We start from the raw sequence: 17,022 nt of genomic DNA on the forward strand, positions 1-17,022 counted from the left end.
ATGCGAACGGGGGCCCGGAGCGCGCGAAAGGCAGCAAGCGTGTCGAACTGCAGACCGCCCGTTTGCGAATGCCTCCCCCTGCCGCAGCTGTTCGGGGCTGCAGCACAGGACCGGCGGCCCGCTGGTCGGCGGTCGGTATTCGATCGCAGATCGGCCCGGGCCCCCTAAGGGGCCCATCAGGTACCCGCCTCGCACTCAATATGATGAGCGGCGTCTTTTATCTTTCGCACCGCACGCATTGCCGTGTTCACGACCAAGGAGCTCAATGGCCGCGACAGCCCTCGGAACCTCGAGCGGGGACGGCTGGGAGTTCGACGTCCCGACCGATGGCAGCAAGAGCCTGCCTCCGTCTCCTCGCTACGTCGAGGCACTGGCCAGTCAGGGGTACTCGTTCGAGGCCGCAGTCGCCGACTTGATCGACAACTCGATCGACGCCGGAGCCGAGCGAGTGGCCGTGGTCTTCCTCCGGGACGGTGACCGCCTGTCCAGTCTCCTCATTGTCGATGACGGTCAGGGTATGGACGACTGCGCTCTCGACACCGCAATGACCATTGCTGGACAGGAGAGGTACGCTGCCGCCGCACTGGGCATGTACGGAACCGGGCTCAAAGCCGCATCCATGTCGTGCGCGGACTCGCTCACCGTGATCAGCCGGACGAAGCGGTCGAAGGCAAGCGGACGCCGCTGGCTGACCCAGAACGCCAGGAACGGCTTTCACTGCGACATCGTCAGTCCCGAGTACAGCCAGCGCCTGATCGACCGGTACGACGGGATCATCGGCTGGCAGGGGACTATCGTCCGCTGGGATGCCGTCCGAGACTTCGACACCATCGAGGAAGGCCACACCGACCAGTACCTCAACCGAGCCGTCGACCGGTTGGAGAACTACCTCGGCCTCTACCTGCATCGATTCCTCAGCCGCGGCGGCTTCCACATCGATATCGTCATCGAGGAGGCAACCACCCGCGAGGAGCACGACCACCGTCCGGTCGAGCCGATTGACCCCTTCGGCTACCGCGTCCCCGGCAAAGCCGGCTACCCCCGAAAGTTCACTGCTCCGATCGAGGGCATCGGCGACGTGGCGCTGACGGCACATATCTGGCCGCCCAAGAACCAGAGTGTCGGGTACAAGGGGATCGGTCCGCTCCAGGAACGCCAGGGTTTCTACTTCTACCGGAACGACCGGCTGGTTCAGGCCGGCGGGTGGAACAGCTACCGGAGTGCCGAGGGACACCTGAGCCTCGCCCGGGTACAGGTCGACCTGCCGCACCCCGCGAACAGCGTCTTCTCGCTGACCGTCAAGAAGGCCGGGGTCACCGTCAACCCGTCCTTCTCCCGCGGCCTGGAGAAGGCTACGGACGCCGACGGCACCTCGTTCGCCGGCTACCTGCATGAGGCTGAAGCCGTGTACCGGGAAGCCGCCCGCCGCAATGAGCCGAAGCGCAAGGCCGCGATCCCACCGGGCCGGGGAATCAGCCCGAAGCTGAAGCGCGTCCTCGTCGAGGAACTGCCGCAGGTCCCCGGAGAGGACCCCATCGGCTTCCTCTGGGAGCCGCTGTCGTCCGACGTACTCTTCGAGATCGATCGCAGCCGTCGCGCGATCCGCCTGAACAAGGCGTACCGCCAAGCCGTCCTGGGGAACCGCAGGGGCGGATTCAATGACGCTCCGCTGCTGAAGAGCATGCTCTACCTGGCCTTCAACGACATCTTCCAGAAGGAGCGGCTGCGGGCCGTGGTCCAGGACGAGATAGACCTGTGGAACGCCGTGCTCATCGCGGCCGTCCGGTCCGAAGCAGATCGCTGAGCACCGACCGCGCATGCCGACCCAACCGCACATGCCTAACAGGAGGGCCAGGAGCCTTGCTTTCCGGGACCGATCAGGTGCTGCAACTCCACACGGGGGCGCTCGCCGCCATGGGAGCCCGCCCGCGCAGCCTCGACAAGATCATATGCGCCCTCGCTGAGGACGACGGCTTGGCCGCGACCCACGCCGAGCAGTTCCGCGACCGCCTCCTCGCGGGTTCGCCAGACGACCCGTTGCTGGTGTTGTGGGAGAAGTCCCTGTCGGAGTGGGACTTCCTGGATTCTCCGGACTGGAGTGCCTCCGGGGCCCGTACTGAGGGGCGCCGGGCCGACGTGTACAGCCGCCTCGGGCTGGACGCCGACCTCGGCAAGTCGCTGACGGACGCGATACCGGTGCCGACCGAGCCGGGCGCCACCGTGATCAGCACCGAGCACGAGGCGTGGTTCGATCAGGATGCTGCGGCTGCACGCTCCTTCTACTGGGACCACTACGCCGAACACCTCCGCACCAAGGGCTGGAAGGGCGAGGCGATCGCAGCCCTTGATGAGTCCAGCCGACAGGTCGTCGAGCGGCTCGCAGACCCGACGCGCAGCACGGCCTACTCGGCCCGGGGCCTGGTCGTCGGCTATGTGCAGTCCGGTAAGACCGCCAACTTCACCGGCGTCGCCGCCAAGGCCATCGATTCCGGATACCGGCTCGTCATCGTCCTCGGCGGGACTCTGAACCTGCTCCGCAGGCAGACCCAGCGGCGTCTGGACATGGAGCTCGTGGGCCAGGAGAACATCCTGCGCGGCGCCGATCCGCGGGATCCGAGCGCCCTGGTGGGTATCGACTACCAGGAGGACGCCGACTGGCCCGACTTCTTCGTATCCCACCACGGACGGCCGTCCCAGCGGGGGCTGCCCGATATCGAGCGCCTGACCACCCGTGACAAGGACTACCGGAGCCTCGCCCAGGGCATCCGGGCGCTGGAGTTCGAGAAGCACGACCGCCTCCGGCCGCTGTACGACGCGGAGAACCTGTACCGCGCCGCCGCCCGCCTCATGGTCGTCAAGAAGAACAAGTCCGTTCTGGCCAGTCTCGTCAAGGACCTCAAGCAGATCGGCCCGATCCTGCGCGAGATCCCCGCACTGATCATCGATGACGAGTCGGACCAGGCGTCCGTCAACACCACTGACCCGAAGAAGTGGGAGAGCGGAAAGCCCGAGCGCAAGGCCATCAACGGCCTGATCTCGCAGCTGCTCACGCTCCTGCCGCGCGCCCAGTACATCGGCTACACGGCGACACCGTTCGCCAACGTCTTCATCGACCCCAGCGACGCCGAGGACATCTTCCCCCGGGACTTCCTCATCTCCCTCCCCCGCCCGAAGGGGTACATGGGCGCGCAGGACTTCCACGACTTCGACGCGGTGGATCCTGCAGAGCAGCTGTCTTATGCCGACTCCCATCAGCAAGCCCATGTGCGCGGTATCTACGCGGACGACGACCGCCTCCTGGAAGCCATGGACGCGTTCGTACTCGCCGGCGCCATGAAGCTCTACCGGGCCGCTCACAAAGTTCCGGACGAGTCGTTCCGCCACCACACCATGCTGGTGCACGAGTCGGTGAAGAAGGACGACCACGGCGTCCTGGCGCTCCGGCTGAACACGATGTGGCACCAGGCGGAGTACACCGGCCCCGGCGGCCATGCACGCCTCGCCGACCTCTTCGACCGGGACATCCGTCCTGTCTCGCTGGCACGTGCCGGACATCTGCCCGTGCCGGCCGACTACGCCGAGTTGAAGCCCTACATCAGTACGGCGCGGCAGATGATCAGCAAGGGCGGAAACCCGGTCGTCGTGGTAAACGGCGACAGCGACAAGTATTTCGAGCAGATCGACCTCGACTTCGAGGGGCAGCCGAACATCTGGAAGATCCTCGTCGGCGGCACCAAGCTCTCCCGCGGTTTCACAGTCGAGGGACTGACCATCACGTACTACCGCCGGACGACGAGCCAGGCCGACACCCTGATGCAGATGGGGCGGTGGTTCGGTTTCCGCAACGGCTACCGGGACCTCGTCCGCCTCTACATCGGCAGGGCGGAGCTGATCGGCAAGAAGACTGTCGACCTGTACGAGGCCTTTGAGGCCGTATGCCGCGATGAAGAGGACTTCCGCGCCCAGCTGCGCCGGTACGCCGTGCCCGTCGACGGCTGCGTCCAGGTAACGCCCGCGCAGATCCCTCCGCTGGTCTCGCAGCACCTCTCCTGGATCAAGCCCTCGAACCGGACCAAGATGTTCAATGCGGAGCTCGTAGAGGTGCGCTCCCCCGGCGAGTGGGTCGAACCGAGCGCCTATCCGGAGTCGGCCGCCGACCTCCGCCGCAACTGCGGGCTGTGGCTCCCGGTCCTGGAACGGCTGGAGGACGCCGGGGACCTCTTCCTGCACATCTCCGAAGGCTCCGGAAAGCAGACCAGGTTCCCGGCAAAGACCGCGGTCCTGCCCCACGGCGAGCTTCTCAGCCTCTTCGAACAGCTCGCCTGGGGCCGCCCGGACCTCATGGCCCCCCACCTGGAGTACCTCAAGGACAGCAGCCGCCTGGGCTGCGGTACCGATGACTGGCTTGTCCTTGCACCGCAGGCGAGCGGTACGGGATCAGTGCAAGCCAGCATCCTGGGCAGTGCCCCCGTCACCTTGGTCCAGCGGAGCAGGGGCCCCCGAGGCACCTTCAACCGCATATCCGGCATGGCCCACCGACAGTCCCCGGAGCGCATCGCCGGGCGGCGCGCAGCCGATGCAGCAGATGTAGCCGCTGCCCGGTTCGCCCAGCCCCGCCGCGGCGTCGTCCTCCTCTACCCCGTCATCGACCGCGAGCCAGGCGCAGCTGACGGCACCTCCCCTGGCATCGCAAACCCCGCTAAGACCGTGATGGCCTGCGGCTTCATGTCGGCTACCGACCCTGCCGCGCCCCGCCGACCCCTGATCCGCTTCCGCACCATTGACTCCTCCCACAGCAACGCCGTGGTGGTTCCCGCCCAGAGCACTGGCCACTAACCGCAGCAGCACCCTCTCACCGGGCGGCACCGGCCAGTGGCCGCTGCCGCCCGGTGAGGCATTCCTGTCACTCGCCCCCGACCGCGCCGAGCAGTACACCGGCATCGGTGTGCCAACTGTTCGAGACCAGGAGCTTCGCGATGAGCAGGACATCGGCAGGGGCACGCCGACCGGCGTGATGGAGAATCGTGTCGGCTGCAGTGTCCATCTCGGCCGCCCTGCAGGACGCCACCGCCCACACCACATCGGCCGGGGCAGCTGCCGTGCCGGCATGGCTGAGGACGACGCGGGCGTCCTCGGTCCGCCCGGCCTTCAGGTAGCGCTCAAGGTCTTTCTGCGGCTGCCAGGCCGGGGCCTGATTCCCTGTGCGTTGCCGGTCCCCCTCCATCGGGGGGACCGGCAACGCGATCCGCGTCGGGGAAGCCGGCGAATCCATTGCCTCGGCTGTCGTCAGGCCAGTCGCCGTGCCGACCGCACGCTGCGAACAGCAGCGGCAGTGCTTCTCCATCGCCTGCCCGTAGAGCTGTTCCAGCTCATCAGCAGTGATCGGCACAGCGGTGGCCCCCTCTGGATCAGCCCCTACCACTTCCAACGCCAAGGAGTGCAGCGCCTTGGCTACCTGCAGGCTCGGCCTGCGGGTAGCGCGGAGCAGCCCGGTCAGGGTCGGCTCGGAGATCCTGCCGACTCTGCCGCGGCCCTCCAAGGCTTCGCAGATTCCCTTCTGGCTGTTAGGGCCGTACGAACTGCTGGTGATCACCTTGCAGAGCTGCCGCTGTACGTCGGCGAACCGCTGACGGGCAGGTGAAGCATCCCGGGCAATCACCGATGTGATCTGGCCTGGCGCAGGCAAGCCCAGTTCCTCGCTCTCTGTTCGTCCTCTCCGGTGTACCGATACGGATGAAGTCTGCTGCACTGTACGAGCGGTGCAAAAGGTCCGCGTATTTACAAGATCAAGAAAAGACGCGGCCGCCCTTCCGAAAGGGCCCGGCAGCACGGTTCCATGGATGCATCAGCAGCGCACCGGCCGATTCGAGGTCCTCGCCGGTGCTGCCTGCACGCGTTCTTGATGATCCGGCAAGCATTGGAGTCGCACCCATGGCGCAGCCGTCCTGGCAGGACGAGAAGATCGGCACGATGAAGCGCACTGCGCTCTGGCTGGTCCAGGAGGTCGGAGAGGGAAGCCTGTTCACGAAGGCCCAGCTCCGCGAGGCCTTCCCCGGTACCGCGCAGATCGACCGGCGCATGCGCGACCTGCGGGACTTCGAGTGGCAGATCGACACGAATCGCGAAGACCTCAGCCTCGGCGCCAACGAGCAGCGGTTCGTGAAGATGGGCGAGCCGGTCTGGGAGCCCGGCAAGGGGACTCGCAAAGCCGGCACCACGCTGACCGCACCCCAGCGGCGCGAACTGCTGACCCGTGACAGCCACATGTGCCGGTCCTGCGGCATCACGCCCGGCCAGGCCTACTCCGGCACCTACGAGGCGGCTCAGCTCGATGTCGCCCGGCGCAAGGTGAAGCTGGCGAGCGGCGCCATCGAGGTCCAGCCGGTCATCGAGTGCAACCGCTGCCGGGTCGGCGGCCTCGGGCTCTCCGCCGACCTCGGCGATGTGCTCACCCGGCTCGGCCATCTGCCGGAGTTCGAGCGCGGCATCCTGGCCGGCTGGGTCCAGCAGGATGCCCGGGCCTTCAGCGAGTTGGAGCAGCTGTGGGCCGCGTACCGTACGCTGCCGGCCGATGCGCGCGCACAGGTGCGCGAAGCGCTCGGCTAGTCCTCGCACCGAGCCCGTTGGCTCACACGGTACGGTGGCGGGTCGCCTGCGCGGTCGGCCCGCCGCCGTACTGCACTGATCGCATCTGACGAGACTGTGGAGGGGATTCCCCATGAGTACCGACTTCGGTCTGCCGCCGCTCGCGGCGCACAACCGGGTGCTGGTCGAGGAGCGGCTCAAGGAGGCTCGCGAAGCCGGCGGCGTCAAGGAGACGCTGACCATCGAGTGGCGGGGCGCCCCGCTGCATGTCGAGGTCATCGATATGCCGGTGGGCACCCTGGCGTTCAATCCCGGCACCCACCGCATCCGGGCGCAGCGCAGCCACGACCCGGCCCGCGACCAGACGCTGGAGGCGGACCCGTGGAGTGATCTGAGCCAGGACTACCTGCACTTCCTCCTGCAGGCGCTGCCGAAGGACCCGGCTCACCGCGACCCGGACTTCGACGCCCTCATGGAGAGCCTGCGGGACTTCCGGCAGACCGATCCCGGCTTGATCACCCGCGACGGCATCCTGGTGAACGGCAACACCCGGCGCGCAGCTCTCAAGGAGCTGGGCGTGCCGAGTATCCGGGTGGGTGTCCTGCCCGATTCCTGCACGTGGACCGATATCAGCACGGTCGAGCTGTCGCTCCAGCTCCGCCCCGACCACCGCCGCGACTACTCGTATATCAACCGCCTCCTGGCCATCGACGAGCAGGTGTCCGCAGGCCGCCCGATCGGTGAAATCGCCAAGGAGTTCCGGATCCGGCCTACCACGTGCGAGCAGGACATCTGGATCCTGGCCTGCCTGCGCGACCTGATTGCGCGCAGCAGCGCCGGGGAGGCCCAGCTGCGGCTCATGGACTTCGAGGAGCACCAGGAGAAGCTCCGCGAGCTGCACCGCCGGTACTCGAAGGAGTCGTCGGTCAACAAGGACCGGGCGGAGGTGCTGCGCGAGAGCCGCCTCGCGGCGATCGTCCTCGGCTTCTCGAAGACGGATGTCCGCTTCATCGAGCCGGAGTTCCAGGGCCGCTACCTGGACCGCACGCTGCCGGCTGAGTTGAAGGCGGCTCCGGCCGCGGCTCCGGCCGCGGTCGGGATCCCAGGCCTCAACCGCTCCGTCAAGGCTGCCGGGGCCGAGGTCGCGGCCGCCAAATCCCTGACAGACGCGCTGCTGAAGGCGCGGGCCGTAGAGGCGGCCGGAGACCGCGCCCCGGCGTCCGAGGTCATCTCGTCCTCGCGCACGATCGCCGCGGCGAAGGAGGCGTTCTCGGACGCGCTCGACTCCGCAGGCAAGGATGCCCGGGTCCGCAAGCGCCGCCAGGCCGCGCCCGACCGCATCGCCGACGCCTGCCAGGACATCGAGCAGTGCATCACCGATCTGGTCATGGCCCGCGGTTCCAACAGCCTCGACGAGGAGGCCTTCGACGAGGCTGTTGTGAATCTGCGCGGCATTCTCGGCAAGCTCGCCTTCGAGTCCGCCCGGAGCATCAAGGCCCCGGGCGACGGTGTCGCATGGCTGCTCGATGCCGTCGCGGAGAAGAAGGAACGGGCGCTGTGACAGTCGGCGAGCCGTCGCTGAAGCTCGGCTTCAATGTGCACCGGACGCACGTGGTGTTCCGGGCCGGGCCGGAGCACCAGGGCGATCTCGGCCAGCTGGCCGCCCGGTTCCCCGCGGGTGGCCAGCGCGGTCCCCTCATCGCAGAGATCGACCTGGACGACTTCCTCACCGGCATCGGTGAGCTCGCGACGTGGCCGGCCCCGGAGACGGTCACCTGGGACCAGGACCTGATCGACCTCGTCAACGGTGTCCTCGACGATGCCGAGCGCGCAGAGCGATGGCTTGACGCGGACCCGGTTGGGGCGGCTGGCGATGGCAGTGCTCCCGAGGACGTCGGAGCACTGCTCGGGCCCGACTGGTCTGCCGATCTGACCGGGTTCCAGAAGCGCGATATCGCCCGGTTGCTCTCGCTTGGCCACGGCGCGAACTTCAGCGTTCCGGGCGCTGGCAAGACCCGCGTCGCCCTCGCCGTGTTCGCTGCGGCACGGGAGCGGGGCGAGGTGCGCCGTGTGCTGGTCGTCAGCCCGAAGTCCGCCTACGAGTCCTGGGAATTCGAGACCAGCACCTGCTTTTCCGAGCCGCTGCGTTTCGAGGTGATGGACAAGTCGCCCAGCCCGGGCGCGGAGGTGCTCGTCGTCAACTACGAGCGGCTGGACAGGTCGCTCGCCGGGCTGGCGGACTGGCTGCGCGCCGCCCCGTCCATGCTGGTCCTTGACGAGGCCCACCGAATGAAGCTCGGCGCAAGCGGGACATACGGATCGGCCTGCCTGGCACTCGGCCCGCTCAGCCGGCGCCGACTGATCCTGACCGGCACTCCGGCGCCGAACGGTGCCCGCGACCTCGAGAACCTGCTCTCCTTCGTCTGGCCCGGCCATGGGCGCCGGGTGGTCAGCAGCGCAGTCGCCGGCGGCGACCTCGCGCACGCCAGCACCGTGCTGCGCCCGCTGTTCACCCGCACCACCAAGGACGAGCTCGGGCTTCCGCCTTTCGAACCCCGGATCCGGTACGTCGAGATGCCGCCGCTGCACCGGGAGATCTACGACGCCCTCGTCGGCCGGTACACCGCCCGCGCCGAGGCATCCCGGAAGGACTTCGACGCACTCGGCAAGGCAATGCTCCGGTTGCTCATGGCGGCCACGAGCCCGGCACTGCTGGTGGAGGGCTCCAGCCGGTACGAGCCGCTCAGCTACCAGGTACCGCCCCTCGACGTCCCGCAGTCGGACTCGCTGTACGCGCTGCTGCGCAATCTGCCGGGCTACGAGCTCTCGCCGAAGTACCAGGAGGCGCTCAGCATCGTGGCAGCGAACGCCAGCGCCGGGCGGAAGACACTGGTCTGGACGACCTTCGTCCGAAATCTCACCACTCTCGAACGCATGCTGAGCGCCTACCAGCCCGCCATCGTCCACGGCGGCAGCAGAGACCGGGAGGAGCAGCTGAGGCGGTTCCGCGAAGACCCGGACTGCATGGTCCTGCTTTCCAACCCGGCAACGCTCGGCGAAGGCATCAGCCTGCACCAGGTCTGCCACGACGCCGTCTACGTGGACCGGGACTTCATGGCCGGACGTTTCCTGCAGAGCCTCGACCGGATCCACCGCCTCGGGCTCGCCCCCGGAACCGACACCAGGGTCACGGTCCTCGCGGCCTCCGGGACCATCGACGAAGTGGTCGCGCACCGGCTGGAGGAGAAGCTCCAGTTCATGGGGCGGATCCTGGACGACCCGGAAGTCCAGCAGCTCGCCGACCTGGTCGAGGAGCCCGCACTGGCGGGCGGCATGGATATGGCCGATATCCGCGCCCTGCTCGGGCACCTCGATGTGGTGGCCGCCCGTGTATAGCCAGCGGCCAGCGGCCATGCCTGCGGATGCCACCCCGCTGGCAGCGGCCGCTGGCCGCCTGGCTACCCTCTGCCCTGTGGAAGACGGACTCGACTCAGTCCAGCCCCTGGCGTCCCCGCCCGGGCAGCATGGCGCCGACTCCGGGCTGGAAGCGGTAGCGGCCCGGATACTGGCGGAGGATCCGGCCGGGCACCGGTTCGCAGGCACCGTCCGCCGGAGCATCGACATCCTGCTGGACGGCCAGCACACCGGCCGCTTTCGCTGGGATCAGCTGTACAAGACGGAGAAGGCCCATCTCGGGACCCTCATTGAGATCAACCTCCAGAGGGAGTTCGGCTTCGCCGACGGCAGCCGGATGGACTACCTGATCGCCGGATCGGACGTGGACTGCAAGTTCTCCCAGCGCGTTGGCGGATGGATGGTTCCGCCGGAGGCGCATGGCGAACTACTGCTGGTGGTGTGGGCGAGCGACCAGGACTCCGCCTGGTCGGCGGGGCTCGTCAGGGCCCTTCCCGCCCTCCTCACCGCAGGCGAGAACCGCGATGCCAAACGAACTCTCAACGCAGCGGGCAGGCACTCGATCCGGTGGCTGTTCAAGGACGCGCCGCTGCAGGACAATCTGCTCCTCCGGCTGTCCCCGGACGATATTGCAGCGATCTTCGCGCAGCGTACGGGCCAGCGCCGCCTGGACGAGCTGTTCGTGCGCGCGCAGCGCCGACCGATCAGCCGGACTGTCGTAGCGACTGTGGCCATGCAAGAGGACTACATGCGGCGCGTCCGCTACAACCAGGGATCACGATCGCGGCTGCAGCACCGCGGGATCGTGATCCTCGGGGACTATTCGAGCCACAGCAGGATCGCAGGGCAGCTTCACCTGCCTGCCCCCCAGGCTGGAGAGTCGGTAAGTGTGCGGCTCGCACGTCTCCGGCCGCACCATGGAGACGGGCCCTGGGCCGAGCTGGACGGAGAGCGATGGGTCGTGGCACTCCCCCAGGACCCTGAGGAATCGGTACCGAGGCTGCCGGAGATATGAGTACACCAGAACATTCAGACGCGGCCGGCGCGGAGTGGAACGCCCCTGAGGGCTCCTGGGCATCCTCTGCGGCGAACCGCCGCAGCATGCTCGGTAACCGCAGCCGAGACACCTCGCCAGAGCTCGCCCTGCGCTCGCTCGTGCACGCTTCCGGACTGCGGTACCGGGTAGCGGCGAAGCCTCTGCCGAAGATGCGGCGGACCGCAGACCTGCTGTTCCGCCCTGTACGGGTCGCCGTATTCGTCGACGGCTGCTTCTGGCACGGCTGCCCCGACCACTTCGTGCCGCCCAAGACCAACCCCGGCTACTGGGAGACGAAGATCGGCGGGAACGTAAGCCGCGATCGGGACACGGACGAGCGCCTGGAAAGCGAGGGCTGGCTAGTGCTCCGGTTCTGGGAGCACCAGCCGCCTCCAGAATGCGCGGAGGCGGTGGTCGCCGCGGTCACAGCCCGGCGGCAGGAGCTGGCCGAGCGCAAACGGCGGCGCATCCAGCGCGCTGCTACTGGCCCCCTCGGGCCGGAGGCGTCCGAAGACCGGTGATCCGCAGACGCCTCCAGTGACCGATCAGCTGATCTTTGCCTTATTGGCCTTGAACAGCTCGTGCCGCTCGTGTCCGTCCTGGCCGACGAAGGCCTTGAAGCCATGCAGCTTGTAAGCCAGGACACCCGGCTTGCGCTCGATGAACTCGATATCGAAATCCCGGATGAGGTAGCTGAGGTGGCGCTCGACATCCGGTAGCGCCATAGCCGCGTCCCGCTTTTCCAGCTTCGCAAGGATCTGGTCGACGGTGACCGCCGCCGACGCCTCCCGAAGGATCGCGTACACCGGGTCGTGTACCGCATCAGGAAGGGCGCGCGGCGCGCCTTCCTTCTTAAGCGCCCGCGCAATCGAGCGGCCGACAGCCTCCGCAACCGGCGGCGGGAAGGCGTTCCCGATCTGCCGGTAGGTCGTGGTCTTCCGCCCCTGGAACTTCCAGTTGTCGCTGAAGCCCTGGATCCGCGCAGCCATCTGCGTGGTCAGCTTCGGACCCGGCTTCTCCCCCTTGGCCGTGACGTCGGGCTTCCATCCGGGGCCGGGCGCCTCATTCGCCACCCCCCAGGCGTCTACACCGAGCCCTGCCCATGCAGCCTTTGCCCGACTGGGCCCGAGGTCGGCACCGCCGTGCTTCTTCGAGCCGCCGACGATGGTGGGGGCAATGGCATCAGCCCGGGCGGCCCATTCCTCGGCCCCTTCCCAGCCATTGGCAGCCATCAGGTCCTTCAGCGCCTCCCCCACCGTGGGCGCCGGCGAATCATCCGGCTCAGGCCAGTGGAAGTACCCGGCGTACTCCTCCTTGAGCGCTACCAGGACGAACCGCGGCCGCAGCTGGGGCACCCCGAAATCGGAAGCCTGGAGCAGCCGCCACTCCCCGATGTACCCGAGCTCGAGAAGCGTGTCCAACACGTGCTGGCGATAGGCGGAGAACCGGCTCGCGCTGAGGCCCCGGACGTTCTCCAAGAGAAGCGCCTTGGGCTGCATCCGGCCCGCAAGGCCGACAGCCCAGGCGAAGAGGTCGCGCTCATCAGCGGCACCGAGCTGCTTGCCTGCAATGGTGAAAGGCGGGCAGGGGACACCGCCTGCGAGCAGGTCCAGGCCGTCCTTGAAATCCTCGGGGCGCCACACGCCCTCGTCCGCGACATCACCCTGGGCGACCGCCCACTCCGGCCTGTTGGCCTTCAGGGTCGCGCACGCGTTCGGGTCGAGTTCAACCGCGAGGACGTGTTCAAAGCCTGCATTCTCCAGGCCTAGCGCCTGCCCTCCTGCACCTGCGCAGATCTCGACGACCTTAAGGGCAGACATCCATCCTCCGTACTACACGCGCCGTACCTGCAGGGCGGAGGGCGCTGACCAGCGGGCTGCGTCGAACCATGGTATCGAACACGCTAGCGACCTCCGTCCGGGTGCGATCATGCCATCGAGGCAGAGCAGCACCACCATTCCCTGGCAGCGCAACCGAGCAGTCGCACCCGTGTGAAGCAGCCAGTCTAGTTCCGGCCGCCGACAGCGGTGCCCAGGCAGTCGGAATCGTGTTCCATCTCTGCACAACGCGGGAATCGGCCTGAAGACACTCGTGCGGCGCACAGCAGCCGGGTAGCGGGCTGGAGTGCGGGAGGGGCCGTGGTGAGCGGCGCCGGGCGTCGGGGGTGGGGTGGGGTGCCCCGCCCGGGGGGGGTGGGCCGGGCGGGGCGGTGGGGTTAGAAGGTGATGGTGCGGCCCTCGGCGGCGGCCTGGCGGGCGGTGTAGGCGACGCCGTGGACCTTGAGGCCGGCGGGGTCGAGGAGGGTGATCGCGCCGCCGTGGTTGCCGAGTTCGAAGCCGCCGGCGCGGTGGACGATGAGGGTGGCGCCGGGGGCGAGCGGGCCGGCCGGGAGGGCGAAGCGGTGCTTGGCCTGGTCGGCGAGGTGCCAGCCGGAGAGGTCGACCGGCTCCGACGAGGCGTTGAGGAGGGTGACGGTCTCGTCCTCGGGGGCCGGGCCGACGGGGTTGACCAGGGCCGCGACGATGCGCACCTGGATCTCGCCGCCGGTCGGGTCGACCGGGCGCGGCGGGGCGTCGGTGATCGGGTTGCCGTGCTCGTCGTCGGTGTGCCAGGACTGGGACTGGAAGGCGAGGAAGACGGCGACCCAGCGGTTCTCGGAGGGCAGGTGGATCAGCAGCCCGCCGTCCTGGAAGACGCCGTTGTCGGCCTTGAAGCGGCCGCTGTTGCCCTGGTTCATGTGGATGTCGTGGACGCCGTTGCCGGGGCGGAAGCCGAACACCTTGTCGGGGATCGTGGGTTCGGGGCCGAACCGCTGGCCGATCAGGTAGACGGCGGCCGCCTGGTCGTTGATCGCGCGCTGCACGTAGTGGTCGAGCAGGTCGGCGAGGTCGTTGTCGGCGCCCGCGAGGTCGGGCGGCAGGGTGCGCAGCGTGGCCGGGTCGAACAGGTTGCCGCGGATGTAGTCCAGGCTGGCGGTGCCGGGCTTGGAGGACAGGTCGGTCCAGCCGCTGCCGGGGTCCGGGAGCAGCCCGGTGACCGGGTGCCGGAAGTCCTCCACGACCGCGAAGAGCAGGTCCGAGGGCGCCTGCTGGGACTCGACGTTGACCGCCGCCCGGTAGTCGGTGCCGTGGGCGTCGCGGAGGTGGATCTGGTAGTGCGGGGTGTCGGTGCTGCCTTCGCGGCGCCGCTCGACGGCGGTGGCGGCGAGCACACCGTACTTCTTGATGGGCATGGACGTCCTTCGGGGTCGGGTGGACAGGATTCCTCCGTTATCCCCTACGGGCGGTCCCGGGCTGCGGCGAATCGGCGGATGTTCACCGCGCGTCCGTCGAAAGGGTCTACGGCCGGGCGCGGCTCAGCCGGTACGGCGGGCGGCGGCCGGGCGCGGTGAGCGCCCCCGCCCGTCGTCCCGGTCCGACGCCCGTGCCCGGATCAGCTCGCCGGTGAGGAAGGCGGTCGAGGTGGCGACGATCAGCAGCGGCATCGCGTTCGAGGCGTCGCCGCCGAGCAGCGCCGCCGCGAGCACGGTGCTGGTCACGGGCAGCCGGGTGACGGCCGCGCCGGAGGCGGCCAGCCCGGCGGCCAGGCCCGGGGCGGTGCCCAGACCCGGGAGCGCTCCGCAGGCGACCCCGACGGCGGCGCCGATGAGGACCGCCGGGAAGATCGGACCGCCGCGCAGGCTGCCCAGGGCGATGCCCCAGCCCGCGGCCTTGCAGAGCGTCAGCGCCACCAGTGCGCCGATCGACCAGGACTGCGGGTCGGCGGCGAGCGCGCCCAGGGTGGCCTGCCCGGAGAGCGCGGCCTCCTCCGGTGAGCGGCCGGTGAGCAGCGCGAACGCCGTGATGCAGGCGCCGACGGCGACCGCGCAGAGCACCGTCCGCAGCGCCGTGCGGCCGGCGGTGAGGGCGGGTTCGCCGGTGGCGGACCCGGTGGTGAACACCTTGACCCGGCGGCCGATCAGCTGACCGCTGACGCAGACCACCGCGACCAGGGCGGCGAGCGGGACGCCCCAGAGGAAGTCGCCGGCGTCGGGGATGCCCATCGGCGGCACCGAGGGCAGGGACAGCGCGCCGATCGAGAGCCCGGTCCAGTGGCCGAAGCCGGTGAAGACCAGCGCGCCGACGCCGCTCGCCAGCAGACAGGGCAGGATCAGCGCCACCAGGTGCGGGCCCCCGAGCCCGGCCGCCTCGATCAGCATCACGGCGGCGACCAGCGGGCTGCCGAAGATGGTGGAGATGGCCGCCGCCGAACCGGCCGCGCCGAGGACGGGCACCAGCTGGGGTCGGGCGGCCCGCCGGGTGGAGCCCACCGCCAGCAGGGCGAGCCCGCCGCCCAGGGCCATCAGCGGCGCCTCGGGGCCGAGCACCGCGCCGAGCGGCAGGCAGGCGAGGGCGGCGAGCACCACGCCGGGGAGGGCCCTCGGCGGGGTCGGCGGGCCGCCGAGGCCGTCCACCGGGACGTGGCCGCCGCGCCCCGGCAGGCGGGTGACGACCGGTGCGAGCAGCAGGCCGGCGAGCAGCAGCGCCGGCAGCGGCCACCACCAGGGCGCGCGGTCGAAGCCGACGGCCTCCGGGAGGCTCTCCCAGACCCAGTGCTGGAGCTCGTGTTCCAGGCTGACGAAGCCGAAGGCCGCCAGCGAGACCGGGATGCCGACCAGGGTGGCGATCAGCAGCAGTCCGAGGTAACCCCTCTTCAGCACCACGTCACGCAGGGTCAGATCACCGGCCGGCTGCTGAGGCATGCCCGCTCCTTCGCGCTCCCCGGGGCCGCCGCCGCCCGGTCCGTCCTGCGACGTCCCGCTCCTGCGACCGAGTCTCGCCCGGGGAGGACGGGCACGCACGGCGGCCGGCGGTGTGCACCGGCGCGTCCCGGGCGGGTTGAGCCGGACGGGTGATCAGGACGCGCGCGGTGCCCGGACTCCGCGGGGAATCCGGGCACCGTAGACGCTCAGGAGCTCAGGAGCTCAGGAGCTCAGGAGCTCAGGAGCTCAGGAGCTCAGGAGCTCAGGGAGGTGGCTCAGCGCGGTGGCTCGGCGCGGTGGCTCAGAGCTGTACCTGCCGGGTCTCCCCCAGTGCGCTCTCGATGCCCTGCACCATCCGCCAGAGCGGCGCCCGGCGGCTGGCGACCAGCACCACGACCTCGTCCGGCTCGGCGTCGCCGCCGTCCGGTGAGCCCTCGACCGCCCGGTCGCTCCAGGTGCCGGTGACGAAGGCCATCGCCGCGTCCACCTCGACCGTCCAGTCGCTCTCGCCGCCCGAGCGCAGCCACGTCCGCAGCGCGTGGTTGTGCGCGGCGACCACGGCGGCGGCGATCACGTCGGCGCGCAGCGCCCCGTCCGGACGGCCGTCGTAGCGGCCGCGCAGGTAGTGCGCGAGCGTGTGCTCGTACCGCCAGACCACCGACAGCTCGTACGCGCGCAGGCCGGGCACCTTGCGGGTGAGCCGGTAGCGCTGGACGGAGAAGGACGGCTGCTCGGCGTACATCCGCAGGACGAGGCGGGCGGCGTCGCAGGCGTGCTTGACCGGGTCCTCCTCGCCGGTGCCGGACTCCAGGAACTCCGTCATCTCGGCGAGGCTGCGCTCGTGGTCGGGGAAGACCACGTCCTCCTTCGCCGGGAAGTAGCGGAAGAAGGAGCGCCGGCCGACGCCCGCGAGCGAGACGATGTCGTCGACGGTGGTCTGTTCGAAGCCGCGTTCCAGGAAGAGCTCGAAGGCTGCGGCGACGAGCGCTTCGCGCATCGCCGGTTTCGACGGCCCGTCGTTCATGGGCTGGTCCTGTTCTTCCTGCTCGCTCATTCCCCGGAACATAGCATCGGCCTCGAACAGCCGGACTGCCGTGTACTGCCGCGTGCTGTGGTCTACCGCGAGTGCGCTAGGGCTTGTCCGACAAGCCCTACGGCAGGTTGCGGGCCATCACGATCCGCTGGATCTGGTTGGTGCCCTCGTAGATCTGCGTGATCTTCGCGTCCCGCATCATCCGCTCCAACG

Annotated in this window: 13 protein-coding genes; 7 read left to right on the forward strand and 6 right to left on the reverse strand. The window is 69.2% G+C overall.

What is annotated here, in order from left to right; translation table 11 throughout:
• Positions 1–265: 265 nt before the first annotated feature.
• Together ACFVVX_RS28315 and ACFVVX_RS28320 are read left to right on the forward strand one after the other, a co-directional pair.
• Positions 266–1,804 (forward strand): ATP-binding protein, encoded by a 1,539-nt coding sequence (locus ACFVVX_RS28315; protein ID WP_387949552.1) that lies wholly within the window; start codon positions 266–268, stop codon positions 1,802–1,804.
• A 110-nt stretch (positions 1,805–1,914) separates the two neighbouring features.
• Positions 1,915–4,836: a Z1 domain-containing protein gene (locus tag ACFVVX_RS28320; RefSeq protein WP_387949584.1), complete on the forward strand. Its 2,922-nt coding sequence runs from the start codon at positions 1,915–1,917 to the stop codon at positions 4,834–4,836.
• A 67-nt stretch (positions 4,837–4,903) separates the two neighbouring features.
• Here the strand turns inward: ACFVVX_RS28320 and ACFVVX_RS28325 are convergent, their stop codons facing one another.
• On the reverse strand, positions 4,904–5,686 hold the full coding sequence (locus tag ACFVVX_RS28325; protein WP_387949554.1) for a hypothetical protein: 783 nt from the start codon (positions 5,684–5,686) through the stop codon (positions 4,904–4,906).
• A gap of 245 nt (positions 5,687–5,931) precedes the next feature.
• Here ACFVVX_RS28325 and ACFVVX_RS28330 point away from each other — a divergent pair, with 245 nt between their 5' ends.
• The 5 genes from ACFVVX_RS28330 to ACFVVX_RS28350 all read left to right on the forward strand — a co-directional run bounded on the left by ACFVVX_RS28330 (position 5,932) and on the right by ACFVVX_RS28350 (position 11,556).
• The gene (locus ACFVVX_RS28330) at positions 5,932–6,606 is read left to right on the forward strand and encodes a hypothetical protein (protein ID WP_387949555.1); all 675 of its coding nucleotides are present in this window, start codon (positions 5,932–5,934) and stop codon (positions 6,604–6,606) included.
• 112 nt (positions 6,607–6,718) lie between these two features.
• Positions 6,719–8,146, forward strand: a complete 1,428-nt coding sequence (locus ACFVVX_RS28335) for a transcriptional regulator (RefSeq protein WP_387949557.1) — start codon at positions 6,719–6,721, stop codon at positions 8,144–8,146.
• Complete coding sequence (locus tag ACFVVX_RS28340; protein ID WP_387949558.1) at positions 8,143–9,981, forward strand: DEAD/DEAH box helicase; 1,839 nt, start codon at positions 8,143–8,145, stop codon at positions 9,979–9,981. Before ACFVVX_RS28335 ends, ACFVVX_RS28340 begins: the two co-directional genes overlap by 4 nt.
• 76 nt (positions 9,982–10,057) lie before the next feature.
• Positions 10,058–11,014, forward strand: coding sequence for a NaeI family type II restriction endonuclease (locus tag ACFVVX_RS28345; protein WP_387949559.1), 957 nt, complete (start codon positions 10,058–10,060; stop codon positions 11,012–11,014).
• A complete protein-coding gene (locus tag ACFVVX_RS28350) occupies positions 11,011–11,556 on the forward strand; it encodes a very short patch repair endonuclease (protein ID WP_387949561.1) in 546 nt (181 codons plus the stop codon). Before ACFVVX_RS28345 ends, ACFVVX_RS28350 begins: the two co-directional genes overlap by 4 nt.
• Before the next feature lie 24 nt (positions 11,557–11,580).
• Here ACFVVX_RS28350 and ACFVVX_RS28355 read toward each other — a convergent pair whose 3' ends face one another.
• The 5 genes from ACFVVX_RS28355 to ACFVVX_RS28375 form a co-directional block, all read right to left on the reverse strand.
• Positions 11,581–12,855: a DNA cytosine methyltransferase gene (locus tag ACFVVX_RS28355; protein ID WP_387949563.1), complete on the reverse strand. Its 1,275-nt coding sequence runs from the start codon at positions 12,853–12,855 to the stop codon at positions 11,581–11,583.
• A gap of 395 nt (positions 12,856–13,250) precedes the next feature.
• The gene (locus tag ACFVVX_RS28360; protein WP_387949564.1) at positions 13,251–14,267 is read right to left on the reverse strand and encodes a DUF2278 family protein; all 1,017 of its coding nucleotides are present in this window, start codon (positions 14,265–14,267) and stop codon (positions 13,251–13,253) included.
• A 123-nt stretch (positions 14,268–14,390) separates the two neighbouring features.
• Positions 14,391–15,776, reverse strand: a complete 1,386-nt coding sequence (locus tag ACFVVX_RS28365; RefSeq protein ID WP_387949566.1) for a chloride channel protein — start codon at positions 15,774–15,776, stop codon at positions 14,391–14,393.
• 301 nt (positions 15,777–16,077) lie between these two features.
• Positions 16,078–16,830, reverse strand: coding sequence for a TetR family transcriptional regulator (locus tag ACFVVX_RS28370; RefSeq protein WP_387949567.1), 753 nt, complete (start codon positions 16,828–16,830; stop codon positions 16,078–16,080).
• A 97-nt stretch (positions 16,831–16,927) separates the two neighbouring features.
• A partial coding sequence (locus tag ACFVVX_RS28375; protein WP_350554586.1) for an acyl-CoA dehydrogenase family protein occupies positions 16,928–17,022 on the reverse strand: 95 nt, incomplete at its 5' end.

Origin of the sequence: Kitasatospora sp. NPDC058170, assembly GCF_042883905.1 — a bacterium.
Lineage (GTDB): Bacteria > Actinomycetota > Actinomycetes > Streptomycetales > Streptomycetaceae > Kitasatospora.

Excerpts from the sequence above, each read along its gene's own strand:
- ACFVVX_RS28315 (WP_387949552.1), top strand. The coding sequence starts at position 266 with ATGGCCGCGACAGCCCTCGGAACCTCGAGCGGGGACGGCTGGGAGTTC.
- ACFVVX_RS28320 (WP_387949584.1), top strand. The coding sequence starts at position 1,915 with ATGGGAGCCCGCCCGCGCAGCCTCGACAAGATCATATGCGCCCTCGCT.
- ACFVVX_RS28330 (WP_387949555.1), top strand. The coding sequence starts at position 5,932 with ATGGCGCAGCCGTCCTGGCAGGACGAGAAGATCGGCACGATGAAGCGC.
- ACFVVX_RS28335 (WP_387949557.1), top strand. The coding sequence starts at position 6,719 with ATGAGTACCGACTTCGGTCTGCCGCCGCTCGCGGCGCACAACCGGGTG.
- ACFVVX_RS28350 (WP_387949561.1), top strand. The coding sequence starts at position 11,011 with ATGAGTACACCAGAACATTCAGACGCGGCCGGCGCGGAGTGGAACGCC.
- ACFVVX_RS28355 (WP_387949563.1), bottom strand. The coding sequence starts at position 12,855 with ATGTCTGCCCTTAAGGTCGTCGAGATCTGCGCAGGTGCAGGAGGGCAG.
- ACFVVX_RS28360 (WP_387949564.1), bottom strand. The coding sequence starts at position 14,267 with ATGCCCATCAAGAAGTACGGTGTGCTCGCCGCCACCGCCGTCGAGCGG.
- ACFVVX_RS28365 (WP_387949566.1), bottom strand. The coding sequence starts at position 15,776 with ATGCCTCAGCAGCCGGCCGGTGATCTGACCCTGCGTGACGTGGTGCTG.
- ACFVVX_RS28370 (WP_387949567.1), bottom strand. The coding sequence starts at position 16,830 with ATGAGCGAGCAGGAAGAACAGGACCAGCCCATGAACGACGGGCCGTCG.